This is a genomic window from Martinezella sp. CNPSo 3959 (genome assembly GCF_057784355.1).
Genome location: NZ_JBXSOV010000002.1, coordinates 330,374 through 353,094, shown reverse-complemented (window position 1 = coordinate 353,094; position 22,721 = coordinate 330,374). Strand labels below are relative to the sequence as shown.

The window sequence follows — 22,721 nt, the reverse complement described above, 5'->3', positions numbered from 1 at the left end:
CGGCCACTAGAGACAATCCGGCCCATCTCAACAATTCATGCGGACTTCACCGACAATGAACTATCGGCACATCTACCACGCGGGCAATTTTGCCGATGTCTTGAAACACGCGATCCTTGCTCGCCTCGTCCGCTACATGCAGAACAAGGACAAGGCGTTCCGCGTCCTCGACACGCATGCCGGCATCGGGCTCTACGATCTCTCCTCCGAGGAAGCGCAGAAGACCGGCGAGTGGCGCGATGGCATCGGCAGGGTGCTGGAGGCGGAACTCGTGCCGCAGGTCGCCGAGCTTCTGGAGCCCTATCTTGCCGCCATCCGAGAATTGAACCCCGAAGGCGGCGTCAGGCTCTATCCCGGCTCGCCGAAACTCGCCCGCATGCTGTTTCGCCCGCAGGACCGGCTGTCGGCGATGGAACTGCATCCGGACGATTTCCAGCGGCTGCACCGGCTGTTCGAGGGCGATCACCACGCGCGCATTACCGAGCTGGACGGCTGGCTGGCGCTCGGCGCGCATCTGCCGCCGAAGGAAAAGCGCGGCATCGTGCTCGTCGACCCGCCTTTCGAGGAAGAAGGCGAATATGAGCGGCTGATCGACGGCCTCGCAAAGTCGTGGCGCCGCTTTCCCGGCGGCACCTATTGCCTCTGGTATCCGATCAAGAAGGATGCGCCGATTAAGCCATTTCACGAGGCGCTCCAGGCACTGGAAATTCCGAAGATGCTCTGCGCCGAGCTGAGCGTCAAAAGCGACCGCGGCTTCACCGGGCTTACCGGCTCCGGCCTCATCATCGTCAACCCGCCCTTCACGCTCAAGGACGAGCTGCACGCGCTGCTGCCGGCTTTGAAGGATCTGCTGGCGCAGGACCGCTTCGCCTCGCAGCGCGCCTTCTGGCTGCGTGGCGAACATTGAGATTTTTCACATACATATCCCACAGGTGATTTCATGAGACTTCTTTGCTCGTCCACCTCCCCCTTCTCCAGCAAGGTGCGCATGGCGGCACGCCATCTCGGCATCAAGCTCGAGGAAATCCACGTCGATACGAATGCCGGTCCGACGCTGCTCATCGACAACAATCCGCTCGGCAAGATCCCGACATTGCTGACCGGCGACGGTGAGGCCATTTTCGACAGCCGCGCCATCATGCATTATTTCGACCGGCGCGAGGGCGGGCTCTATCCTTCGAAGGCGGGCAAGCGCACCGAAATCGAGGTTCTGGAAGCGCTGATCGACGGCACCAACGAGTGCCTGCTGTCGATCGTCTACGAGCGGCGCCTTCGTGAGCCTGAAAAACAGCACCAGCCCTGGATCGACCGGCAATGGACGAAGGTCAGCCGCGCCCTCACCCATCTCGATGCCGAGCCGCCGAAAATCGGCAAGAAGCTGCATGCGGGCCATTTCGCGCTTGCCTCTCTCGTCGGCTATCTGCAGCTCCGCTTCGAAGGGCAATGGGAAGGGGACTATACGGGATTGACGGACTGGGCACGCAAGTTCGAGAAGCATTTCCCCGATTTTCCGGCGATGAAGCCGCAAGTCTGACGCCGTCAACTCAGCCCTCGCGGGCAGCGTCGGCCTTTACGAAATCGACGAAGGCGCGCAGAGCCGTCGGCAACTGCCGGCGGCTCGGATAATAGAGAAAGAAGCCGGGATAATAAGGACACCAGTCCTCAAGCACGCGGATCAGCCGGCCATCCCGCAAGGCCGGTAGCGCGTGATCTTCAAATACGAAGGCAAGACCGGAGCCATTGATAGCGGCATCCAGCATGATATCGAGATCGCCAAGCGTGAGCGGCCCCTGCACCTCGATCTCCAGCTCGATGCCCCCGCGCTCGAACTCCCAGCGATAATAGGTGCCGCTCGCGAAACGGTAGCGGATGCAGGGGTGATCCTTCAGATCGTGGGGCGTGAGCGGTTTGGGAAAACGCTGAAAATGTTCGGGCGAGCCGACGATCGCCGTCCGCTGGCGAGGCCCGATGGGGACAGCGATCATGTCGGCGGCGATGCGTTCGCCGAACCGTATGCCGGCGTCGAAACCGGAGGCAACCGTATCCACAAGCGCATCGTCCACTACGATTTCGACTTCAATGGCGGGGTAAGTCCTCAGGAACCGCGACACGATCGGCAGCAATACCATCCTGGCTGCAGGACGCGGGGCATTGATGCGCAGCTTGCCATAGGGCTGGCCGCGGAATTTATCGAGATCCTCCAGCGCATCGTCGATATCGAGAAACGCCGGGCGGATGCGATCGAACAGGCGTTCGCCGGCTTCCGTCAAGCCGACGCCACGGGTGGTGCGATTGACCAGCCGTACATCCAGCCGCTCCTCGATGGCGCGCAACGAATGGCTGAGCGCGGAGGGAGTCACCCGCAACTCCACCGCCGCTTTGCGAAAGCTACGGTGTTCGGCAATTGCAAGGAAGATCGCCAGATCTATCGAACGGATGCGTCGCATTGGTGAGATTTTCTCAGCTCTTCATGGAAGAGAAAGTAGATTATCTCAGCGATACCATCAAGCTACCTTTCTCCTGCAAGCGAATTCCACCCATGGAATTGCAAACTCACGAAGGAGAAAGCCATGCGTGTTTGGTTCATTACGGGTGCATCCCGCGGGTTCGGTGCCCTTATCACTCAGGAAGCCCTCACCGCCGGCGACGCCGTTGTTGCTACAGCTCGCAATCCCGTTGGGCTGACGGAGAAGTTCGGCAATCACCCAAACCTCCTATCCGTCGCCCTCGACGTATCGAGCGAGACGCAGGCCCATGAAGCCGCCGAGATCGCCGTCAAGCGTTTCGGCAAGATCGACGTCCTCGTCAATAATGCCGGCTACGGGCTGCTCGGTGCCGTGGAGGAAGCAACTGCCGAGGAAATCGAAAAGCTCTATGCGACCAACGTCTTCGGCCTGCTGAAGGTCACGCGCGCCGTCCTGCCGCACATGCGCCGGCAGCGTTCGGGCCATGTCATCAACATGTCCTCGGTCGGCGGTTATCAGAGCTTTGCCGGCTGGGGTGTCTATTGCTCGACAAAGTTCGCCATCGAAGGCCTATCCGAAGCGATGGCAGCGGAGTTGCAGCCGCTCGGCATCCAGATCACCGTTGTCGAACCCGGCTTTTTCCGCACCGACTTCCTCGATGAGAGCTCGCTTGCAGTCAGCCCGAGTTCGATTGCCGACTACAGGGACACTCCGGCCGGAGCGATGCGCGATTTCGCGGCCGGCCATAATCACGCCCAGCCCGGCGATCCCAAACGTCTTGCAAAATCGATGATCACGCTTGCCCATTCGGCCAACCCGCCTCTGCGCATGCCTTTCGGCTCGGATACGGTCGGCGCGATCGAGACCAAGAACGAATATGTCGCCAGAGAGCTGACCGATTGGCGCGAACTGGCCGTCTCGACTGACTTCCCGAAGGAAGCCGCCTAAACATTCCGAGGCGTAATGCAAAAAAGCCGGGGTTTTCACCCCGGCCTTTTCTTCAGGCTGTGCCTTCAGATGATTAGAACTTGACGCCGATACCGACCTTGACGCTCTGCTCGTCGTAACCGCGAGAGAAGCGACCGGAGTCGAGGTCGAAGTTCTTCTTGCCGTAATCCGTGTAACGGTACTCGAGGCGAGCGGTGATGTTGTTGGTGATGAAGGTTTCAGCACCTGCACCAACCGTGTAACCAACTGCCGTCTTGCTGTCGGACGAGGTAGCGTCTTCAAGCTTGTTCTGAGCGAGCGCCAGACCGGCCGTGCCGTACAGCATGAATGGGTTGAAGTCGTAGCCGATACGGCCGCGAACCGAGCCATTGACGCCATTCTTGGCGGTCAGACCGTTGCGGGTGCTGTCAATGCCGGCATAGCCGAGGTCTGCTTCAACGCCGTATACGATCTGGCCCTGCTGCCAGTTGTAGCCGGTGAAGGCCTGGCCGCCGAAACCATAGCCATTGCCATTGTGGCTGAAATGACCCTTGCTCCAGTCGCCTGCACCACCGATGTAGAAGCCGGACCAGTTGTTGACGGCCGGAGCTGCTTCCTGAGCGACGGGCGGCTGCGGAATCTGCTCGACAGCGTCAGCGGCGTGAGCTGCGGTGTAGCCACCGAGGGCGAGAGTGGAGACCATGAGGGTCTTGATAAGAGTACGCATACTTTTCTCCTTTCAGGCCCGTGTGCTTCGCTTACTGTCTTCGACTGTGAAGCGCCACGAGCAATTAAACATATCCCTCCCGGATCGAGGTTGAAATTGGAATGCAAATGAGGAATTGGAAGAGCCAAAATATGATATCATTGTGGCACAGAGGTGGCTGAATTTCGATGTTGCTTCATCGCAACAGAGGAATTATTAACCATAACCAATGGTTAAAGCATGTATACTTATTTTAAACTAAATATATCTCAAGTTTTACATAAGAAATTCCGAAGCGCGTCATTTGCTCCCACATCTTTTCATATGGTGTATCGACGCCCTATATGAACATCGATCGGGTAACGACGAGCAGAAGGCGATCTCTTGAGCCAGGAAAAACTACGCACGGCGCTGATTACCGGCGCGTCCAAAAGAATAGGTCTGGCAATTGCCGAGGATTTATCGGCTCATGGCTTCGCGGTGGCGTTGCATGCCCATCAGTCCCTCGCCGAGGCGGAAGAAATTGCGGCGAAACTGCGGCAAACGGGCCGAAAGGCGATTGCGATCAAGGCCGATCTGCTGAATTTGGGCGAGACGTCAAGCCTTGTCGAAAGGGCCGCGGATGCTCTTGGTCCGCTCGATCTTCTGGTCAACAACGCCTCGGCTTTCCTCGGTGATTCCGCCGATCATTTCGACGCCGAAGCCTTCGAGGCGCACTTCGCCGTGCACGTGCGCGCGCCATCCATTCTGGCTGCCGATTTCGTCCGGCAGCTTCCCGAACCCTATCCGGGCCTGATCGTCAACATGGTCGATCAGCGGGTCTGGGCGCTTAATCCCCGCTTCTATTCCTATACCCTGTCGAAAGCTGCTCTTTGGACCGCAACCCAGACGATGGCGCAGAGCTTTGCGCCGCGCATCCGCGTCAACGCGATCGGCCCAGGTCCGACGGTGCGCAGCGTGCGGCAGAGCGAGGAGGACTTTCAAGCACAGATCGCGGGCCTCATATTGAAGGCGGCGCCGGGGCTCGAAGAATTCGGCCGGACCATCCGCTTTCTTTTTGACACGCCCTCGATCACGGGCCAAATGATAGCGCTCGATGGCGGCCAGCACCTTGCCTGGGAAACGCCAGACGTGTCGGAGAGTGCGGAATGAATGGAAGAAAGCTGCCCGATGGCGGCGTTCTCTATGACGAATCAGAGGATATCGAAGACGACATCGAGGTGGAGGGCGATGCCGCCGCCTCCCCTGTTGCGCCTGTCGATTGGAATGAAGGCGGCAAGAACGAGACCGGGCTTCGCGGCGCCGAACTGATCGCCGAATTCGTCAAGCGGCTGCCGAACAATCCCGGCGTTTATCGCATGTTCAACGAAGCCGGCGACGTACTCTACGTCGGCAAGGCGCGAAACCTGAAGAAGCGCGTTTCCAACTACGCGCTGGGCAAGGTGCACTCCAACCGCATCGCCCGTATGGTGCGCGAAACCGCCAATATGGAATTCGTCACCACGCGCACGGAGACGGAAGCGCTGCTGCTGGAAGCGAATCTCATCAAACGCTTGCGCCCGCGCTTTAACGTGCTGCTGCGGGACGACAAATCCTTCCCTTATATTCTGATCACGGGCGATCATCGCGCGCCGGCGATCTTCAAGCATCGCGGCGCCCGCGCTCGCAAGGGCGACTATTTCGGGCCCTTCGCATCGGCCGGCGCGGTCGGGCGCACCATCAATTCGCTGCAGCGGGCCTTTCTGATCCGCACCTGCACCGACAGCGTCTTCGAGACACGCACGCGGCCCTGTCTGCTCTATCAGATCAAGCGCTGTTCCGGCCCCTGCACGCATGAGATCAGCGATGCAGGCTATGCGGAACTAGTACAGGAAGCGAAGGACTTCCTTTCCGGCAAGAGCCAGAACGTCAAGGCGCATATGGCCGAGGCGATGAATGCTGCCGCCGAAGATCTGGATTTCGAGCGCGCCGCGATCTTTCGCGATCGGCTTGCCGCGCTCTCGCATGTGCAGAGCCACCAAGGCATCAATCCGGCCGGAGTGGAGGAAGCCGATGTCTTCGCCATCCATCACGAGGGCGGCATTTCCTGCATCCAGGTCTTCTTCTTCCGCACCGGGCAGAACTGGGGCAACCGCGCCTATTTTCCGAAGGCCGATCCGTCGCTCTCCGGCGCCGAAGTGCTGGACGCGTTCCTTGCGCAATTCTATGATGACAAGCCCGTGCCGCGGCAGATCCTGTTGTCGGAGACCATCGAGGAAATGGAACTCTTGGCGGCAGCGCTTACCGAGAAAGCCGGCCACAAGGTCGCGATCCTCGTGCCGCAGCGCGGCGAAAAGCGCGATTTGGTCGAGCATGTCATCGCCAATGCACGCGAGGCGCATGGCCGTAAGCTGGCGGAAACCGCCTCGCAATCGCGGCTGCTCGAAGGTTTCAAGGAAACATTCAAGCTTCCCTATGTGCCGCAGCGCATCGAGATCTACGACAACTCCCATATCATGGGGACGAATGCGGTTGGCGGCATGGTGGTGGCAGGGCCGGAAGGCTTCGTCAAAGGCCAGTATCGCAAATTCAACATCAAATCGACCGACATCACGCCGGGCGACGACTTCGGCATGATGCGCGAGGTCATGACCCGCCGCTTCTCGCGCCTCCTGAAGGAGGAAGGAAAGCCTGATCGGACAGCTGCCGCAGAAGCATCCGGCACCGATGCAGCCGACCAGCCCTTCCCGGCCTGGCCCGATGTCATCCTCATCGACGGCGGCCAGGGGCAGATGACGGCCGTACGCGCCATTCTCGAGGAGCTTGGGATCACCGACAGCGTCATCGCCATCGGCGTCGCCAAGGGCGTCGACCGCGAGGCCGGGCGCGAGCGCTTCTTCGCACCAGCGCGCGAAAGCTTCTCGCTGCCGCCCCGCGATCCCGTGCTCTATTTCATCCAGCGCATGCGCGACGAGGCGCACCGCTTCGCGATCGGCTCGCATCGTGCCCGGCGCAAGAAGGAGATGGTTAGGAATCCGCTGGACGAGATCGGCGGCATCGGACCCTCGCGCAAGCGCGCGCTGCTGCAGCATTTCGGCACCGCCAAGGCCGTATCGCGGGCAGCACTATCGGATCTGATGGCGGTCGAGGGCATATCCGAAACCGTGGCACGACAGGTCTACAACCATTTCCACGAGGATGCCGCGAAATAAGAAACGCTGGTCGCAAATTCCACGCAATGGCGGTGAAAAAATAGAAATAATATTGACGATAAGGTCGCCAAACCATCATCTAGGATTTGATCCCAAAAAGTGCGAAGCGGTTTTTGGAGAAGATCAAGAAAATCAAATGCTCGGAGCGCGATGAAGCCCGAAATCGAGGCTAATCGCGATCCGCCGAGACAACCGAAACGAAACGATTTCCATGGCTTCGCGCGCTTATAGCATCCCCAATCTGCTCACCTACGGCCGCATTCTCTGCGTACCCCTGATCGTTCTATGCTTCTTCATCGAAGGCAAGCTGGAGGGTTCGGATTTCGCGCGCTGGGTCGCGCTCTGGATTTTCGTCATTGCCTCGATCACCGATTTCCTTGACGGTTATCTCGCGCGCATCTGGAACCAGACCTCGAATATCGGCCGCATGCTCGATCCGATCGCTGACAAGCTGTTGGTCTCCGCAATCCTGCTGCTGGTCGCGGCCGACGGCACCATTGCCGGCTGGTCTCTCTGGGCTGCCATCATCATCCTCTGCCGCGAAATCCTGGTTTCGGGCCTGCGCGAATATCTGGCGGCGCTAAAGGTCAGCGTTCCCGTGACGCGCATCGCCAAATGGAAGACGACCGCCCAGCTCGTGGCTATCGCTTTCCTGCTGGCTGGGCCTGCGGGCGACAAGGTGCTACCCTATACGACGGAGATAGGCATCGTCCTGCTCTGGGTCGCAGCGCTTTTGACCATCTATACCGGCTACGATTATTTCCGGGCCGGGCTGAAGCATGTCGTGGATGAGGAATGATGACGAAGCTCGTCTATTTCGCCTGGGTGCGCGAGCGGATCGGCAAAGCGGAAGAAGAGATTTCCCTGCCCGCCGATGTCGTTACCGTCGGCGATCTCCTGAGTCATTTGAAGGGCTTGGGCGAAGAATACGAGGCGGCACTTCAATTCCCCCAGGCGATCCGCGTCGCAATCAATATGGAGCACGCCGAGCACGATGAGCCGATCGCCGGAGCGCGAGAGATCGGGCTTTTCCCGCCGATGACGGGGGGATGAACTGATGGCCGTCCAACCGCTAGTCCGCGTCCAGCGCGAGGATTTCGACCTCCAGGCGGAGATCGACCAACTAACCTCAAAGAGGCACGATATCGGCGCTGTCGTCACCTTCTCCGGGCTCTGCCGTGACGAAGGCGGCACTTTGGGTACGCTGGAACTCGAACATTATCCGGGCATGGCGGAGGCGGAGATCGACCGCATCGCCAAGCTTGCCATCGAACGTTTCGAGCTTCTTGGCCTTACTGCTATTCATCGCTATGGCAAGATCGCACCTGGCGAAAACATCGTGCTCGTCATTGCCGCGGCACCGCATCGGCAGGCGGCTTTCGACGGCGCCAATTTCGTCATGGATTTCCTGAAAACCTCCGCGCCATTCTGGAAGAAGGAACACGGCAAAGATGGCACGCAAGGCGGTTGGGTTTCCGCCAAGGATGCCGACGATGCCGCGCGGGCCAAGTGGGCCGGTAACAAGTAGGCTTCAGGGCACCACTCGTTCACGGCGGCTCAACACCAACATCAGCACGAGCAGCGAGAAGATGACGAAATCGCGCCAAAGGAACGGACCGTAAGCTCCCCACATCGTCTCCGTCAGGCCGAGGAGCGCGGCCCCGCCGGCCGACTTCAGCGGCTCGGAATAGCCGCCGACCGCCGCAATCATCAGCACCTTCAGCCCGAACATAAGCCCCGCGCCAAAATCCATGGTTCCGTAGTAGGAAGTAGCCAGCAGACCGCAGATGGTCGCGACCATAGCGGAGGCGACATAGGCCATCAGGAAGACTCGGCTGGCGCTGGCGCCGCACAGTTCGGCTGCAAGCGCGTCGTCGGTGACGGCACGCCAGATGCGGCCCCATCCGGTACATTTGAGGACATAGGCACCTATAAGGATAACGAGGATCATCAGCACGGTGTTAAGCAGCTGGATTTCGGTCAGTGTGACGCGGAAGCCGCCGCTATCCCAGAACACGACTGCACCGTTCAGAAAGGGTGGCAGCCAGATGCCGCGCGTATTAGACGCCAGCCGTGCCGTTTCCATCAGGATGATCATCATGCCAAGTGCCGCGACGATGACCGTGTTCGGCGACTTGCGCGATAGCGGTAGCATGATCGCGCGGCCGACCAGAAAGCTGGTGCCGATCGTATAGCCGACGGCGATCACAGCCCCGAAAGCAAAGGCAGCCGGCAGGATGAGATACATCTTCGTATAACCGACGTCCGTGAAGAGCACGAGCATCTGGCCGGCAAAGGCGAAGAGCGCGCCATAGGTGATATCGGCCCGCTTCATGACCCCGAAGGCAATGGAATAGCCGAAGGCCAGCGTCGCATAAAGGGCAGCGAGCGGAACGGCATTCGCCAATTGCTGCAGAAGATAGGCCATTCCACCCCTCCGAAGAACGAGCAAATAGTAACTGGCAAAATTCATTTTACCAGTTATAATTTTTGTTATGAGCTTTACTTGGACCCCACATCGCTTTTCCGGTGGCGCGCTTGCGCTCGATGTCGCCAACAGCGTGATCCTGCGCCATGACGACGAGCGTCGGATCGACCGTTTCGAGGCGGCAGGACAGATGGATAGCTTTCCGAAGGCGGCAGCCAATTTCTGCGCCGAACGGGCGCTCTTCGGCGATATCCTGCCGGTGAAGCGGGAAAACCGAACCGATTTCATCGCGCTCCGCGAATTGATCGATCGTTATTTCCGAGCACGCGTTCTTGGGGAGGCTGTCGATCTGCTGCTCGCCGATCTGCTTGCGGCATTGGCTGGGGTCCTGAAGCGCGCGTCCTCCGATGGGCTCGATGCCGCAACCGTGCATTCGACGCTGCGTCTCATCGCCATGCCCGATCCGGAACGAATGAAGATATGCCGCAACTGCGGCTGGCTCTTTATCGACCGCAGCAAGAACAAGAGCCGCGCCTGGTGCGATATGGCGGTTTGCGGCAACCGGGCCAAAGCCAGCCGGCACTACCGGCGCAAGAAGGAGGAGACTGCGCCATGACGATGCGAAGGTTCATGCTGACAATGACAGGTGCCGTGATCGTCGCCGGTCTGGCGCTGGCCGGCTGCCAGCGGAAGGACGATGAGGGCCCGACCCAACTCACAGGCCGCCTCTTCGTCTTCAACTACCGCGTGGCGAGCGCGAGCTACATGATCACGCTCAAGAAGATCGCTCCGATCCCCGAGGGAACAAAGGCGATCGCGGAATTCGAAAATCCGGCCGGCGGCGACCCGCTTGTCGTCAATCAGAAGATCTATACATTCTGGGACAAGATCACGCTGGAAAGTCCGGACCTCCATTGCGTCCGCAAGGACCGCCCTTACTCCGTCTCAATCAAGCTGGTCGATGCCAGCGACAAGACGATCCAGACGATCAAGACCGAGGTCAGATCCGACCTCGACCAGACCGTGCTGCCGACGAAGCCGCTGGTCGTCGGCCCGGTCTATACCGCCAATCCCGATGTCTTCAAGGGCGATGGCAGCACCGATTATGGACATGATGCCGCCTGCCCTGCATGAAAAAAGCCGGGACGCGAGGTCCCGGCCTTCATGAGTCATTTCAAATCGTTCAGCGCTGAAGCTGAAAGGCTGATTCAGCCAACGATTTCAGTTTCGGAGAACCAGTAGGCGATTTCGACGGCAGCCGTTTCCGGAGCGTCCGAGCCATGAACGGAATTTTCGCCGATCGACAGAGCGAAGGTCTTGCGGATCGTGCCCTCGTCAGCGTTGGCCGGGTTGGTCGCGCCCATGATTTCGCGGTTCTTCAGGATGGCGTTTTCGCCTTCGAGAACCTGAACGATGGTCGGGCCGGAGGTCATGCCTTCAACGAGTTCGCCGAAGAACGGACGTTCCTTGTGAACGGCGTAGAAGCCTTCAGCTTCACGCTTGCTCATCCAGACACGCTTGGAGGCGATGACGCGCAGGCCGTTGTCTTCAAAAACCTTGGTGATGGCGCCGGTCAGGTTGCGCTTCGTCGCGTCCGGCTTGATCATCGAGAAAGTACGTTCAATCGCCATGGGTCCGTTCCTTGTAATCAGAGAAAAGTGGGCGGTCTTTACCTGCCCCAAGGCCCGAAAACAAGGGGGATGGGCCAATTTCACGCCGCTGTCACAGTCCGGGCATCCGATTCGCAATCGGCCGATGGCATTGCGATGGTTTATTTGCAAACTCAGCGGCAACATCGCCACACCATTGAGGAGAGGTCATATGCTCAAACATTTCAGGATGCTTGCCGACTACAATCGTTGGGCCAATGTTCAGGTCTACAACGCCGCGGCAGACCTCAGTGATGCGGAATTCCACGAGGATCGCGGCGCGTTCTTCGGTTCGCTCCACGGAACGCTGAACCATCTGCTTGTCACGGATCGGCTGTGGATGCACCGCTTCAACGGCACCGGCGGGGTGCCGGCGTCGCTCGAGACCGTCCTTCATGACACACTTAAAGGACTCTACAGCTTACGGGAGGCGGAAGATCGAAATATCATCGCCTGGCTGGAAACACTCGATGCCGACGCGCTTGCCGTCGATCTCACCTATACCTCGATCCTGCGACCGGGCGCCATCACCGTTCCCCTCCATGCGGCGGTATCCCATATGTTCAACCACCACACCCACCACCGCGGCCAGTGCCATACCATCCTCACATCCATGGGCAAGCCGTCGCTGGTGCTGGACCTGCTGAACTTCCTGCGCAGTGAAGGAACACGCTGGATGTGAGCGGAAAGCGAATTGCTGTTTTCCGCTTTCGCCACGGCGTTGAGCACCTGCCTCATTTTGTTGCGACGCAGCGTGAATAAGGCATTTTGTTCATGTTCCCTTAACCTGCCGACCTGCAGATTGATAAGATATATCAGCTCACGGTCAGAAGCAGGCATGAAGAACTCGCAAACAAGCGTTTCGGCATATTCCATCGATAATGATGAAACGGAAACCGAGCTCGAGGTTATCGGCCGCTTCATGACGCGGCTGAAGGTCAAGAACCTGCCGCGTAACTATCAGCTCTTTCATGAGGCGCTTTACGGGCAGGATCGCCGTCTTGCCGAAGAAATCGAGGCGCTTGGCCCCCTTCCCTCGCAAAGCGGGCTTGACGAGATCGGCCTGAAGCATCGCCTCGTCAGCCATTGCGGGCTGGTGGCGCGCAAATCGGAAAGCGATGCCGCCGAAATGCTGCGCGAAGTCGCAGATCAGCTCGCCAAGGGGCTGATGAAGAAACAGCAATTTAGCCGCGAAACCGAAACGGCAGCGGATGCGAACCCCGCCCTCGACAGCCTCAATGCCTCTCTCACCAATCTCATGCTCTACGAAACCGAGCTGACCGAGCGGCTGCGCAACTGCGCCAACCTCGCGAAGCCGTCGCAAAAGGCTGGCGCCTAAGCGACTTCGCGCTCTTGCCTTCGGCGTCGAGTTCGGCCAAAACCGCGCCATGATTTCGATTTCAGACCTTTCCGCCCGCATTGCCGGCCGCCTTCTCATCGATCATGCCAGCGTGACGCTTCCGGCGGGCACGAAGGCTGGCCTCGTCGGCAAGAACGGTGCTGGCAAGTCCACGCTGTTCAGGATCATCACAGGCGATCTCGCCGCCGAAAGCGGCTCGGTCTCGATCCCGCGCAACGCCCGCATCGGCCAGGTTGCACAGGAAGCGCCTGGCACTGAAGAACCTCTCATCGATATCGTCCTCGCAGCGGACAAGGAGCGCTCCGCGCTGCTTGCTGAAGCCGAAACCGCGACCGATCCGCACCGCATCGCCGATATCCAGACGCGGCTTGCCGATATCGATGCGCATTCGGCCGAAGCGCGTGCCGCCAGCATTCTCGCCGGCCTCGGCTTCGACCACGAGGCGCAGAAGCGTCCCGCCTCCTCCTTCTCCGGCGGCTGGCGCATGCGCGTCGCGCTCGCGGCCGTGTTGTTTTCCGAGCCGGATCTACTGCTGCTCGACGAGCCGACGAACTATCTCGACCTGGAAGGCACGCTCTGGCTTGAGGACTATATCCGCCGCTACCCTCACACGGTCATCATCATCTCACACGACCGCGACCTCCTGAATACGGCCGTCAACTCCATCGTGCATCTCGACCAGAAGAAACTCACCTTCTATCGCGGCTCCTATGACCAGTTCGAGCGGCAGAAGGCTGAAGCCGACGAGCTGCAGATGAAGGCGAAGGCGAAGAACGATGCGGCGCGCAAGCATCTGCAGAGCTTCATCGACCGCTTCAAGGCCAAGGCCTCGAAGGCGCGACAGGCGCAATCGCGCATCAAGGCGCTGGAACGCATGGGCACGGTCGCCGCCGTCATCGAAGATCATGTGATGGGCTTCAGCTTTCCGGAGCCGGAGAAGCAGCCCGCCTCACCGATCATCGCAATCAGCGGCGGTGCCGTCGGTTACGAGCCGGGCAAGCCGATCCTCAAGCGCCTGAACCTGCGCATCGATGCCGACGACCGCATCGCCCTGCTCGGCTCCAACGGCAACGGCAAATCGACCTTCGCGAAGTTCATTTCAGGCCGGCTGGGCGCGGAGAGCGGCGAAGTCAGGCTCGCACCGAACCTGAAGATCGGCTTCTTTGCCCAGCATCAGCTCGACGATCTCATTCCGAACCAGACGGCCGTCGAGCATGTCCGCCGCCGCATGCCTGAGACACCGGAGGCGAAGGTGCGCGCCCGCGTCGCGCAGATGGGCTTGGCGACGGAGAAGATGGACACGCAGGTCAAGGATCTCTCCGGCGGCGAGAAGGCACGCCTCCTCATGGGCCTTGCCGCCTTCGACGCACCGAACCTGCTGATCCTCGACGAACCGACGAACCATCTCGATATCGACAGCCGCAATGCGCTGATCCAGGCGCTGAACGATTATTCCGGTGCGGTCATCCTGATCTCGCACGACCGCCATCTGATCGAAGCCACCGTCGATCGTCTCTGGCTGGTGCGCGACGGCACTGTCACGACGTTTGACGGCGATCTGGAGGAATACCGCAGCCTCGTCGTCGCCAGCCCGAAGTCGAGGGACGAGAAGGCCAAGACGAACGGCATCGACGATTCCGTTTCCAAGGCCGACCAGCGCAAGCTCAACGCCGATCGGCGCGCGTCGCTGGCGCCGCTCAAGAAGAAGATCAACGAAATCGAATCCTTGACCGGCAAGCTTGAGAAACTGATTCAGGCCCTTGATGCAGAACTTGCGGATCCCGCCCTCTACGAGAAGGCACCGGCAAAGGCTGCGGAAAAGGCAAAGCAGCGCGCCGATGCCGCCGAGAAGCTTGCGGCAGCCGAGGAGCAGTGGCTGGAACTTTCATCGGAATATGAAAGCGGCATGGCCGGCTGAAGCTGACTGCTTGTTAAGGAATTCGCGGTCGCTCCTAACCGATCATTAACCATAACTGCAGAATATGCGCTCAACTTTCATAGACATAGTGTTGAGCGATTCTGATGAACTACCGTGTGTTGCTGGCTGGCCTTGCCGTGTCCCTGGCTCTCGGAGGATGCGCCACGAAGCCAGGCAATGAAGCGTCGCTGAAGAGCAGCTATGCCGCTGAAGAGCCGCGCCACAAGCCGCTAAATGCCAACGATCCCATCGAGATGGAGCCGAAGAAATGGCTTGTCGCCGATCTCGAAACCCGGGATGACCTGGCCGGCATGAACGGTCCGCACAATCTCGCCGGTCGCACGTTGGAAGTCTCGTCGCTCAAGGATATCAGGCTCGCCGACAAGGAGGTCATTCTGACCTTCGACGATGGCCCGGCTCCCGGCAAGACGGAACGCATTCTCGCCACGCTCGACAAATTCGGCGTCAAGGCCGCCTTCATGATGGTTGGCGAAATGGCGAAGGCTCATCCGGCGACGGCACGCGAGGTGCTTGCGCATGGCGATGCGATCGGCAGCCACACCTTCCGCCATCCCGATCTCGACAAGATGACCTTCGACGCGGCGATGACAGAGATCGCCCGCGGCAAGGATGCCGTCACCAAGGCGATCGGCATGGATGTTCCCTTCTTCCGCTTCCCCTATCTCGCCGACTCCAAGCGCCTGCGCTCCGCCATCGCGGCCCGCGACATGATCGTCATGGACGTGGATATCGACAGCAAGGATTACTTCACCTCGACGCCCGCCTCGGTAGTCGATCGCACCATGAAGCAGCTCCATCAGCGCGGCCGCGGTATCGTCCTGATGCACGACATTCACCAGCGCACCGTCAGGATGCTGCCCACTCTTCTGAGCCGCCTGGAGAATGAGGGCTACAAGGTCGTCACGCTGAAATACAAGCGCGAACCGGGTCCGGCGACCAATCTCGTCGCGCAGGCCGGCACCAAGATGGTCCGCTGAGCCGGGTCAATACCGAAAAATCTATGACCAATACGGCGCGGAAGCATGGTTGCTTCAGCGCCCGTATTTTGGTTTGCTGCTGCCTCACCACCATCAGCAATAGAATCCGGAGCCGCCATGCACCTCCACCTCGAACGCGACGACGATCCGCAAACCTTGCAATTCGTCGCCAAAATGGATGCGGACTCCGAGCGGCTGCTGAAAACGCCGGAGTTCGAGGCGGATTGCATCGCGATCAAGGACATGATCGAGCGCGAGGACCGGCTGATCACCACCACTCGGCGCGGCAACTGGCTGTTCGATTTTCATCGCAGCGCCGATCATCCGCTCGGTCGCTGGTATCGGCTGCCGGCCGATCTCGCACCCCTCCCCGATGCGCCGTGGGAACCGATCTTCGATCTCGATGCTTTCTGTGAACAGGAAGACAGGAAATGGCTCTGGCGCGGCGCCATCACCTGCCCGTGGGAGCCGACGCGGGTGCTTCTTTGCCTTTCCGACGGCGGCTCCGATCCCATTCGCATGCTCGAATTCGATTGCGAGACGAAGAGCATCGTCGAAGGCGGCTTCGACACGCCGGCCGTGCGCAGTCACGCGACCTGGCTCGGCCGCGACGAAATCGCCTATTTCGGCTCCATCGATCGCGAATCCTCGACGCGTTCCGGCTGGCCGCGCGTCGGCCGCCGCCTGAAACGCGGCCAGGCGCCGGCGGATGCGCCCGTGCTCTATGCCGCCGACGACAGCGACATCTATGGCTCCTGTTCGATCTTCGATCCGCAGCTTGCCGGTCTTGCAGCGGAAGGTGAGGCCCAGCCGATCCGGATCTTCAGCGCGGGTCATGAAATCGGCAGCGCCAGCCATTTCATCGACGATGGGGATGGTTCGCTGCGACGAATCGACCTGCCGAAGGATGCCGAGTTCGGGTTCAACCACTCCCATCTGATCTGGCTTGCCAAGACCGATGAACGGATTCCAGCAGGCAGCCTGGCCCTGCAGCCCCTGCCGCGGGAGCCCGGCAAGAGCGATGCTGATGAAAGACGCATCCTGTTTTCGCCCAATGAGCGGCAATCGGTTTCGCAATTCCTGCTGCTGCGCGAATGGTGCGTCTTCATCGTCTCGGACAATATGCAACCGCATCTCTTCGTTCTCGATCTGACCAGGACCGATGCCGAAATCCGCGAAATCGCGCTACCGGCGGATGTTCAGACGGTGTCGGTCGCACCGCTCTATTCCGATCCGCATCTCGGCGACGATACGCTGCAGGTCTATGGCGCGGGCTTTCTGCAGCCGCCCTCCTCCTACCGGCTGGATCTTGGCGATCGCCAGACTCCGCTTGAACTCAAGCACATTGCCAGCTCCCCAACCTATTTCGACAGCGAAGGCATGACTTCCGTCCTGCTGGAAGCCACTTCGGAAGACGGCACGAAAATTCCCTATCATATCGTCCTGCCGAGAAGCTGGACCAAGGGTGAACTGCCGGTGCTGATGTATGGCTATGGCGGCTTCGACGTCTCGCTTGCCCCCTATTATTCCGGCGTCATTGGCCGCTGGCTGGAGCAAGGCAACGCCTATGTCATGGCCTATATTCGCGGCGGCGGCGAATTCGGGCCGAACTGGCACCGTGCCGCCAAAGGGCCTGGGCGCCACAAGGCGTTCGCGGACTTTGCCGCCGTCGCCCGCGATCTGGTCGCCCGCGGCTATACCAAGCCGTCGCGCATTGCCGGTAATGGCGGCAGCAATGGTGGGCTTTTGACCGGCGTCATGACGACACGCTACCCAAAGGATTTCGGCGCCATCTGGTGCCAGGTGCCTGTCCTGGATATGACCCGCTTCCATGTCTTCCCGGCCGGAAAAGCCTGGATCGACGAATATGGTGATCCCGACAATCCGGCGGACCGCGATTATCTGCTGAGCTATTCTCCACTGCACAATGTCAAGCCTATCTCCGAGATCACTTATCCGTCGATCTACATCGAAAGCTCGAGCAATGACGACCGGGTTCACCCTTCGCATGCCCGACGTTTTGCGGCTCAATTGGAAGCGCTCGGCCATCACCCGCTGTTCCACGAATTCGGCTCGGGTGGCCATGGCGGCGACGGCGCTTCGACGGAACGCGCGACACGTACCGCGCTGGGCTATAGCTTCCTGCGGGAAACGATCGTGAAAGGCAAAAACCTCTAGGTCGCCCCTCTTCCGGGTTCGAGTAAAAATCAATGGTTGCACGAGCTTCCGATACGCTTGAAACGCGTCGAGGGGCGTGATTAGCTGCAGCCGTGATCACGAAGAGCGGGCGAGCCCGCCCGCTCGTATCCGGGGGGAGTAATAGATGGATCGTCGTTCATTTCTGCGCAAGGCCGGCGTCGCCGGTGCGGGTTCGGTGGCAGCTGCCGCAACGCTTGCTGCTCCGGCCATTGCCCAGAGCAATCCGAAGATCAACTGGCGCCTGACATCGTCGTTTCCGAAATCGCTCGATACGATCTATGGCGGCGGCGAAGTGCTGTCGAAATATGTGTCGGAGGCCACAGACGGTAATTTCAACATCCAGGTGTTTGCGGCCGGCGAAATCGTGCCGGGCCTTCAGGCAGCAGACGCCACCGCGGCCGGAACCGTCGAAGCCTGCCATTCGGTCGCCTATTATTATTGGGGTAAGGACCCGGTCTGGGCCTTGGGAGCTGCCGTTCCTTTCGCGCTCAACGCCCGCGGCATGAATGCCTGGCAATATCACGGCGGCGGCATCGACATGTTCAACGAATTCCTGGCGACGCAAGGGCTGATCGGCTTCCCGGCCGGTAATACCGGCGTACAGATGGGCGGCTGGTTCCGCAAGGAAATCAACACGGTTGCCGATCTCAAGGGCCTGAAGATGCGCATCGGCGGCTTTGCCGGCAAGGTGGTCGAACGCCTCGGTGTCGTGCCGCAGCAGATCGCCGGCGGCGATATCTATCCGGCGCTCGAAAAAGGCACGATCGATGCGGCCGAATGGGTCGGCCCCTATGACGACGAGAAACTCGGCTTCTACAAGGTCGCGCCCTACTACTATTATCCCGGCTGGTGGGAAGGCGGCCCAACGGTGCATGTCATGTTCAACAAGGCGGCCTATGAAGGCTTGCCGAAGGCCTATCAATCGCTGTTGCGCACCGCCGCGCAGGCGACCGACGCCAACATGCTGCAGAAATACGATTACCTGAACCCGGCCGCCATCAAGCGGGTCGTTGCCGAAGGGGCGAAGCTCAGGCCCTTCAGCACCGAGATCATGAATGCCTGCTTCGACAAGGCCAACGAGGTCTATGCCGAGATGGAAGCCAACAACCCGACCTTCAAGAAAATCTGGGAATCGATCAAGGGCTTCCGCGGCCAGCACTATCTCTATACCCAGGTCGCCGAATACAGCTACGACGTCTACATGATGACGCTGCAGCGCTCTGGGAAGATTTGATCGAATAGCCGACCCCAAGAGAGGAAACCCCGGAGCGATGCTCCGGGGTTTTTCGTTGTGTTAGATCGATAGGCATGCCGATGCGTGTCGTGTGCATCAATTAAAAGACGGAGGCTTGCTGAGATCGTTGGCTGGCGGCTTCGGCTGATCGCCGGCGCCCTGATCCGCCGGCTTGCCGTCAAGCGGATTGCCGCCTGGAAGCTGCAGCCCCGGCAGACCGAGGCCGCCGCCATTGTCCTGGCCGGGTGCACCGAAGCCGGGAACCTCGATCTTAATCGTGTTGGGATCGACACCCGTTCCCGCTCCCTTGTAGTGCATGACCATCTGCGGGAACATGATCGTCAATGCCACCATCAGGATCTGGATGCCAACGAAGGGCACGGATCCCCAGTAGATCTGCCCGGTCGTGACGGGCGCGATCTGCTTGCCCGTCACCCTGTCGAGATAGGGCACGCGGGCAGCGACCGAGCGGAGATAGAACAACGCGAAACCGAAGGGCGGGTGCATGAAGCTCGTCTGCATGTTGACGCCGAGCAGAACACCGAACCAGATGAGATCGATGCCGAGCTTGTCTGCCGCGGGTGCCAGCAGCGGCACGATGATGAAGGCAAGCTCGAAGAAGTCGAGGAAGAAGGCCAGCACAAAGACGAGGATGTTGACGGCGATCAGGAAGCCGACCTCGCCGCCGGGCAACGACACCAGCAGATGCTCGACCCAGAGATGGCCGTTGACGCCATAGAAGGTCAGCGAAAAGACGCGCGAGCCGATCAGGATGAACAGCACGAAGGCTGAAAGCCGGGTCGTGGAGGTCAGTGCCGAGCGGACGACTTCCATGTTCAGCCTGCCTTTGGCAGCCGCCATCACCAGCGCGCCCACCGCCCCCATGGCGCCGCCTTCCGTCGGCGTCGCGATGCCGAGAAAGATCGTGCCGAGAACGAGGAAGATCAGCGCCAATGGGGGGATGAGGACGATGATGACCTGCTGCGCCAGCCGGGACATGACGTTGAACTTCAGCCCCTTGTCCAGGACTGCAATAGCATAGATGAAGGCAACGCCGACGGTGGCACCGAGAATATCCGCGTCCCCGCCATAGGTCGGGGTCAGATAGATGTGGGCGGCATAGGCCACGCCGGCACACACTAGCAATGCGATCAGCAAGGATGTGACGCCCGAGCCGAGCGAGCGGGCCTCCTTCGGCAATGCCGGCATGGAGTCCGGCTTCACGATCGACATGATCAATACATAGAGCATGTAGAGACCGGTCAGCACGAGGCCAGGAATGAGAGCGCCGGCATACATGTCGCCGACCGAACGGCCGAGCTGGTCGGCAAGTACGATCAGGACGAGCGACGGCGGAATGATCTGCGCCAGCGTGCCGGAAGCGGCGATGACGCCGGAGGCGACCCGCCGGTCATAGCCATAACGCAGCATGATCGGCAGCGAGATCAGCCCCATGGCGATAACCGAAGCTGCGACGACGCCGGTGGTGGCCGCCAGCAGCGCACCAACGAAAATGACCGCATAGGCGAGACCGCCGCGGATCGGCCCGAACAGCTGGCCGACCGTGTCGAGCAGGTCTTCGGCCATGCCGGATCGCTCCAGCACGATGCCCATGAAGGTGAAGAACGGGATCGCCAGCAGCGTGTCGTTCGACATCACCCCCCAGAAGCGATCGGGAAGAGCATTGAGGAGCGGCCATGAGAGATGGATGGTACCGCCCGAATAGGGTGCGAGCTCGACGCCGATCCAGAAGAACAGCAGACCGTTGGCAGCGAGCGCAAAGGCGACGGGATAACCCAGAAGCAGGAAAATGATGAGCGAGGCGAACATGATCGGCGCCATGTTCACGGCGATGAATTCGATCATCAGCGCGCCTCCCCGGCCGGGGTTTCGATATCGAGCGGCGCATGCGTCGGTACATAGGGGGTCGGATCATCCATATCGCCGCGCATGACGGCGATCTTCTTGATGATCTCGGAAAGCCCCTGCAACGCCAGCAGAAAGAAGCCTGCCAGCAGCAATGCCTTGCCCGGCCAGATGATCAGGCCGCCGGCGCTGGAAGACACCTCTCCGGACATGAAAGAGATGCGGACATAGGGCACGAGATCGTAGACCATGAGCAGCACGAAAGGCATCAGGAACAAGCAGTGGCCGAGTAGATCGATCCAGTGCTGCAGGCGACGCGACAGCGAGCCGTAGATGATATCGATACGGATATGCTCGTTCTGGCGCAGCGTATAGGCAGCGGCGAGCATGAAGGCTGCGCCGAACAGATACCATTGCGCTTCAAGCCAGGCATTAGACGAGGTGTTGAAGACCTTACGGACGATCGCGTTTCCAGCGCTGACCAAGACGGCCACCAGAATAAGCCATGAGACTGATTTTCCAATGATCTCAGTCACATAGTCGACGATTCGGCTGAAGCCGAGCAATGTTTTCATGATTTCCCCCCGCAGCGATTCTTCCCGGATCTTTTGGCCGCGCAGTGGAAGAGTGCCGATTTCAAGCTGTGAATCAAGAGCCCGCACCCGTTTTCCAAGCATGATGACGCCTGGGCACGATGGTCCAAGATTGGACCTGGTTCCTGCATTTGCGATTTGCCGCCCTTGCCCACATGCGGCATTCTGATAAAGATCGCATCAATAATCATACTAATCGAGAGACGCACATGTCCCCCATCAACCTCGCTATCGTCGGTGTCGGCAAGATCGTCCGCGACCAGCATCTTCCGTCCATCGCGAACAATGCGGATTTCAAACTGATCGCCACGGCAAGCCGTCACGGCACGGTCGAAGGCATTCCCGCCTTCACGACGATCGAAGCCATGCTCGATGCCGTGCCTAACATCGATGCCGTTTCTCTCTGCATGCCGCCGCAATATCGTTATGAAGCCGCATACAAGGCGCTTTCGGCCGGCAAGCATGTTTTCATGGAAAAGCCGCCGGGTGCGACGCTGAGTGAAGTCGCCGACCTCGAAAACCTTGCCAAGGCCAAGGGCGTGTCGCTCTTTGCGAGCTGGCACTCGCGCTATGCTCCGGCGGTGGAGGCTGCAAAGAGCTTCCTCGCCAGCACCAATATCCGTAGCGCTCACGTGATCTGGAAGGAAGATGTCCGCCACTGGCATCCGAACCAGGAATGGATCTGGCAGGCCGGCGGGCTCGGCGTCTTCGATCCGGGCATCAATGCGCTATCGATCGTCACCCATATCCTGCCGCCGCTTTTCCTGACCGGCGCGACACTCGAATTCCCGGAAAACCGCGATTCGCCGATTGCGGCGGACCTGCATTTCAAGAGCGGGACCGGCCTTCCGGTCCACGCCGAATTTGACTGGCGCCAGACCGGCAAGCAGAGCTGGGATATTGTCGCAGAGACGGATGCCGGCCAGATGGTTCTGGCCGAAGGCGGCTCCAAGCTTTCCGTCAATGGCGAGCTCACATTCTCGGCGCCCGAGGCCGAATATCCCTCGCTCTATCGCCGTTTTGCAGAGATCGTCAAAGCCGGGACATCCGACGTCGATCTTTCGCCGCTGCGCCACGTCGCCGATGCCTTCATGCTGGGCAAGCGCAAATTCGTTGAAGCATTTTACGATTGATGAGGCTTTCCCGGTGAAGACAATGCCGCCCGCGGCGTGCTAGCGTGGTGCATC

At 59.9% G+C, this 22,721-nt stretch carries 23 protein-coding genes; 17 read left to right on the top strand and 6 right to left on the bottom strand.

Translation table 11 applies throughout. The features are described from left to right. Positions 1–55 precede the first annotated feature (55 nt). Both AC13RE_RS09685 and AC13RE_RS09680 read left to right on the top strand, forming a co-directional pair. Positions 56–907: a 23S rRNA (adenine(2030)-N(6))-methyltransferase RlmJ gene (locus tag AC13RE_RS09685; protein ID WP_488562773.1), complete on the top strand. Its 852-nt coding sequence runs from the start codon at positions 56–58 to the stop codon at positions 905–907. 33 nt (positions 908–940) lie between these two features. Continuing rightward, positions 941–1,534, top strand: coding sequence for a glutathione S-transferase (locus tag AC13RE_RS09680; RefSeq protein WP_488562772.1), 594 nt, complete (start codon positions 941–943; stop codon positions 1,532–1,534). A 10-nt stretch (positions 1,535–1,544) separates the two neighbouring features. On the opposite strand, the gene AC13RE_RS09675 is transcribed toward AC13RE_RS09680, so the two are convergent. Further along, a complete protein-coding gene (locus AC13RE_RS09675; protein ID WP_488562771.1) occupies positions 1,545–2,447 on the bottom strand; it encodes a LysR family transcriptional regulator in 903 nt (300 codons plus the stop codon). A gap of 123 nt (positions 2,448–2,570) precedes the next feature. Here AC13RE_RS09675 and AC13RE_RS09670 point away from each other — a divergent pair, with 123 nt between their 5' ends. Continuing rightward, positions 2,571–3,413: an oxidoreductase gene (locus AC13RE_RS09670; RefSeq protein WP_488562770.1), complete on the top strand. Its 843-nt coding sequence runs from the start codon at positions 2,571–2,573 to the stop codon at positions 3,411–3,413. A gap of 73 nt (positions 3,414–3,486) precedes the next feature. On the opposite strand, the gene AC13RE_RS09665 is transcribed toward AC13RE_RS09670, so the two are convergent. Continuing rightward, complete coding sequence (locus AC13RE_RS09665) at positions 3,487–4,119, bottom strand: outer membrane protein (RefSeq protein WP_015339392.1); 633 nt, start codon at positions 4,117–4,119, stop codon at positions 3,487–3,489. 363 nt (positions 4,120–4,482) lie between these two features. Between AC13RE_RS09665 and AC13RE_RS09660 the strand changes: the two genes are divergently transcribed. From AC13RE_RS09660 to AC13RE_RS09640, 5 genes are all read left to right on the top strand, one after another. Next, positions 4,483–5,250: an SDR family oxidoreductase gene (locus AC13RE_RS09660; protein WP_488562769.1), complete on the top strand. Its 768-nt coding sequence runs from the start codon at positions 4,483–4,485 to the stop codon at positions 5,248–5,250. Then, positions 5,247–7,289 carry an excinuclease ABC subunit UvrC gene (uvrC, locus tag AC13RE_RS09655; protein WP_488562768.1) on the top strand — a complete coding sequence of 681 codons (2,043 nt, stop codon included), beginning with the start codon at positions 5,247–5,249 and terminating at the stop codon, positions 7,287–7,289. The genes AC13RE_RS09660 and uvrC overlap by 4 nt, the downstream gene beginning before the upstream one ends. A 211-nt stretch (positions 7,290–7,500) precedes the next feature. Next, positions 7,501–8,088, top strand: a complete 588-nt coding sequence (gene pgsA / locus AC13RE_RS09650; protein ID WP_015339389.1) for a CDP-diacylglycerol--glycerol-3-phosphate 3-phosphatidyltransferase — start codon at positions 7,501–7,503, stop codon at positions 8,086–8,088. After that, the gene (moaD, locus tag AC13RE_RS09645) at positions 8,088–8,342 is read left to right on the top strand and encodes a molybdopterin converting factor subunit 1 (protein WP_069616328.1); all 255 of its coding nucleotides are present in this window, start codon (positions 8,088–8,090) and stop codon (positions 8,340–8,342) included. Before pgsA ends, moaD begins: the two co-directional genes overlap by 1 nt. Before the next feature lie 4 nt (positions 8,343–8,346). After that, positions 8,347–8,817 carry a molybdenum cofactor biosynthesis protein MoaE gene (locus tag AC13RE_RS09640; RefSeq protein ID WP_488562767.1) on the top strand — a complete coding sequence of 157 codons (471 nt, stop codon included), beginning with the start codon at positions 8,347–8,349 and terminating at the stop codon, positions 8,815–8,817. Between the two features lie 3 nt (positions 8,818–8,820). Here the strand turns inward: AC13RE_RS09640 and AC13RE_RS09635 are convergent, their stop codons facing one another. After that, a complete protein-coding gene (locus tag AC13RE_RS09635) occupies positions 8,821–9,717 on the bottom strand; it encodes a branched-chain amino acid ABC transporter permease (protein ID WP_132716265.1) in 897 nt (298 codons plus the stop codon). Between the two features lie 67 nt (positions 9,718–9,784). Here AC13RE_RS09635 and AC13RE_RS09630 point away from each other — a divergent pair, with 67 nt between their 5' ends. Together AC13RE_RS09630 and AC13RE_RS09625 are read left to right on the top strand one after the other, a co-directional pair. Continuing rightward, positions 9,785–10,333, top strand: coding sequence for a CGNR zinc finger domain-containing protein (locus AC13RE_RS09630; RefSeq protein WP_132716264.1), 549 nt, complete (start codon positions 9,785–9,787; stop codon positions 10,331–10,333). Between the two features lie 2 nt (positions 10,334–10,335). Then, complete coding sequence (locus AC13RE_RS09625; RefSeq protein WP_488562881.1) at positions 10,336–10,851, top strand: hypothetical protein; 516 nt, start codon at positions 10,336–10,338, stop codon at positions 10,849–10,851. Between the two features lie 74 nt (positions 10,852–10,925). Here AC13RE_RS09625 and ndk read toward each other — a convergent pair whose 3' ends face one another. Then, positions 10,926–11,348 carry a nucleoside-diphosphate kinase gene (gene ndk / locus AC13RE_RS09620; RefSeq protein WP_004122188.1) on the bottom strand — a complete coding sequence of 141 codons (423 nt, stop codon included), beginning with the start codon at positions 11,346–11,348 and terminating at the stop codon, positions 10,926–10,928. Positions 11,349–11,538: 190 nt separating this feature from the next. On the opposite strand from ndk, the gene AC13RE_RS09615 reads away from it, so the two are divergent. From AC13RE_RS09615 to AC13RE_RS09590, 6 genes are all read left to right on the top strand, one after another. Beyond that, positions 11,539–12,048 carry a DinB family protein gene (locus AC13RE_RS09615; RefSeq protein WP_488562766.1) on the top strand — a complete coding sequence of 170 codons (510 nt, stop codon included), beginning with the start codon at positions 11,539–11,541 and terminating at the stop codon, positions 12,046–12,048. A gap of 156 nt (positions 12,049–12,204) precedes the next feature. Continuing rightward, on the top strand, positions 12,205–12,705 hold the full coding sequence (locus AC13RE_RS09610) for a hypothetical protein (RefSeq protein WP_488562765.1): 501 nt from the start codon (positions 12,205–12,207) through the stop codon (positions 12,703–12,705). A gap of 49 nt (positions 12,706–12,754) precedes the next feature. Then, positions 12,755–14,644: a ribosomal protection-like ABC-F family protein gene (gene abc-f / locus AC13RE_RS09605; RefSeq protein ID WP_488562764.1), complete on the top strand. Its 1,890-nt coding sequence runs from the start codon at positions 12,755–12,757 to the stop codon at positions 14,642–14,644. 104 nt (positions 14,645–14,748) lie between these two features. After that, on the top strand, positions 14,749–15,642 hold the full coding sequence (locus tag AC13RE_RS09600; RefSeq protein WP_488562763.1) for a polysaccharide deacetylase family protein: 894 nt from the start codon (positions 14,749–14,751) through the stop codon (positions 15,640–15,642). A 117-nt stretch (positions 15,643–15,759) separates the two neighbouring features. Beyond that, a complete protein-coding gene (locus AC13RE_RS09595; protein ID WP_488562762.1) occupies positions 15,760–17,820 on the top strand; it encodes a prolyl oligopeptidase family serine peptidase in 2,061 nt (686 codons plus the stop codon). Between the two features lie 145 nt (positions 17,821–17,965). Then, entirely contained in the window at positions 17,966–19,075 is a 1,110-nt protein-coding gene (locus AC13RE_RS09590; RefSeq protein ID WP_488562761.1) for a TRAP transporter substrate-binding protein, read from the top strand. A 96-nt stretch (positions 19,076–19,171) separates the two neighbouring features. Here AC13RE_RS09590 and AC13RE_RS09585 read toward each other — a convergent pair whose 3' ends face one another. Together AC13RE_RS09585 and AC13RE_RS09580 are read right to left on the bottom strand one after the other, a co-directional pair. Further along, positions 19,172–20,941, bottom strand: a complete 1,770-nt coding sequence (locus AC13RE_RS09585; RefSeq protein WP_488562760.1) for a TRAP transporter large permease — start codon at positions 20,939–20,941, stop codon at positions 19,172–19,174. Then, positions 20,941–21,516: a TRAP transporter small permease subunit gene (locus AC13RE_RS09580; RefSeq protein WP_488562759.1), complete on the bottom strand. Its 576-nt coding sequence runs from the start codon at positions 21,514–21,516 to the stop codon at positions 20,941–20,943. Before AC13RE_RS09580 ends, AC13RE_RS09585 begins: the two co-directional genes overlap by 1 nt. A 227-nt stretch (positions 21,517–21,743) precedes the next feature. Between AC13RE_RS09580 and AC13RE_RS09575 the strand changes: the two genes are divergently transcribed. Beyond that, entirely contained in the window at positions 21,744–22,667 is a 924-nt protein-coding gene (locus AC13RE_RS09575) for a Gfo/Idh/MocA family protein (RefSeq protein ID WP_488562758.1), read from the top strand. Positions 22,668–22,721: the final 54 nt, after the last annotated feature.

Bases quoted from the DNA above. Each gene is read 5' to 3' on its own strand.
- AC13RE_RS09615 (WP_488562766.1), top strand. From the start codon at position 11,539: ATGCTCAAACATTTCAGGATGCTTGCCGACTACAATCGTTGGGCCAAT.
- AC13RE_RS09595 (WP_488562762.1), top strand. From the start codon at position 15,760: ATGCACCTCCACCTCGAACGCGACGACGATCCGCAAACCTTGCAATTC.
- AC13RE_RS09635 (WP_132716265.1), bottom strand. From the start codon at position 9,717: ATGGCCTATCTTCTGCAGCAATTGGCGAATGCCGTTCCGCTCGCTGCC.
- pgsA (WP_015339389.1), top strand. From the start codon at position 7,501: ATGGCTTCGCGCGCTTATAGCATCCCCAATCTGCTCACCTACGGCCGC.
- ndk (WP_004122188.1), bottom strand. From the start codon at position 11,348: ATGGCGATTGAACGTACTTTCTCGATGATCAAGCCGGACGCGACGAAG.
- AC13RE_RS09585 (WP_488562760.1), bottom strand. From the start codon at position 20,941: ATGATCGAATTCATCGCCGTGAACATGGCGCCGATCATGTTCGCCTCG.
- AC13RE_RS09670 (WP_488562770.1), top strand. From the start codon at position 2,571: ATGCGTGTTTGGTTCATTACGGGTGCATCCCGCGGGTTCGGTGCCCTT.
- moaD (WP_069616328.1), top strand. From the start codon at position 8,088: ATGACGAAGCTCGTCTATTTCGCCTGGGTGCGCGAGCGGATCGGCAAA.
- uvrC (WP_488562768.1), top strand. From the start codon at position 5,247: ATGAATGGAAGAAAGCTGCCCGATGGCGGCGTTCTCTATGACGAATCA.
- AC13RE_RS09685 (WP_488562773.1), top strand. From the start codon at position 56: ATGAACTATCGGCACATCTACCACGCGGGCAATTTTGCCGATGTCTTG.
- abc-f (WP_488562764.1), top strand. From the start codon at position 12,755: ATGATTTCGATTTCAGACCTTTCCGCCCGCATTGCCGGCCGCCTTCTC.
- AC13RE_RS09625 (WP_488562881.1), top strand. From the start codon at position 10,336: ATGCGAAGGTTCATGCTGACAATGACAGGTGCCGTGATCGTCGCCGGT.
- AC13RE_RS09675 (WP_488562771.1), bottom strand. From the start codon at position 2,447: ATGCGACGCATCCGTTCGATAGATCTGGCGATCTTCCTTGCAATTGCC.
- AC13RE_RS09640 (WP_488562767.1), top strand. From the start codon at position 8,347: ATGGCCGTCCAACCGCTAGTCCGCGTCCAGCGCGAGGATTTCGACCTC.
- AC13RE_RS09580 (WP_488562759.1), bottom strand. From the start codon at position 21,516: ATGAAAACATTGCTCGGCTTCAGCCGAATCGTCGACTATGTGACTGAG.
- AC13RE_RS09600 (WP_488562763.1), top strand. From the start codon at position 14,749: ATGAACTACCGTGTGTTGCTGGCTGGCCTTGCCGTGTCCCTGGCTCTC.
- AC13RE_RS09575 (WP_488562758.1), top strand. From the start codon at position 21,744: ATGTCCCCCATCAACCTCGCTATCGTCGGTGTCGGCAAGATCGTCCGC.
- AC13RE_RS09590 (WP_488562761.1), top strand. From the start codon at position 17,966: ATGGATCGTCGTTCATTTCTGCGCAAGGCCGGCGTCGCCGGTGCGGGT.
- AC13RE_RS09610 (WP_488562765.1), top strand. From the start codon at position 12,205: ATGAAGAACTCGCAAACAAGCGTTTCGGCATATTCCATCGATAATGAT.
- AC13RE_RS09665 (WP_015339392.1), bottom strand. From the start codon at position 4,119: ATGCGTACTCTTATCAAGACCCTCATGGTCTCCACTCTCGCCCTCGGT.
- AC13RE_RS09630 (WP_132716264.1), top strand. From the start codon at position 9,785: ATGAGCTTTACTTGGACCCCACATCGCTTTTCCGGTGGCGCGCTTGCG.
- AC13RE_RS09680 (WP_488562772.1), top strand. From the start codon at position 941: ATGAGACTTCTTTGCTCGTCCACCTCCCCCTTCTCCAGCAAGGTGCGC.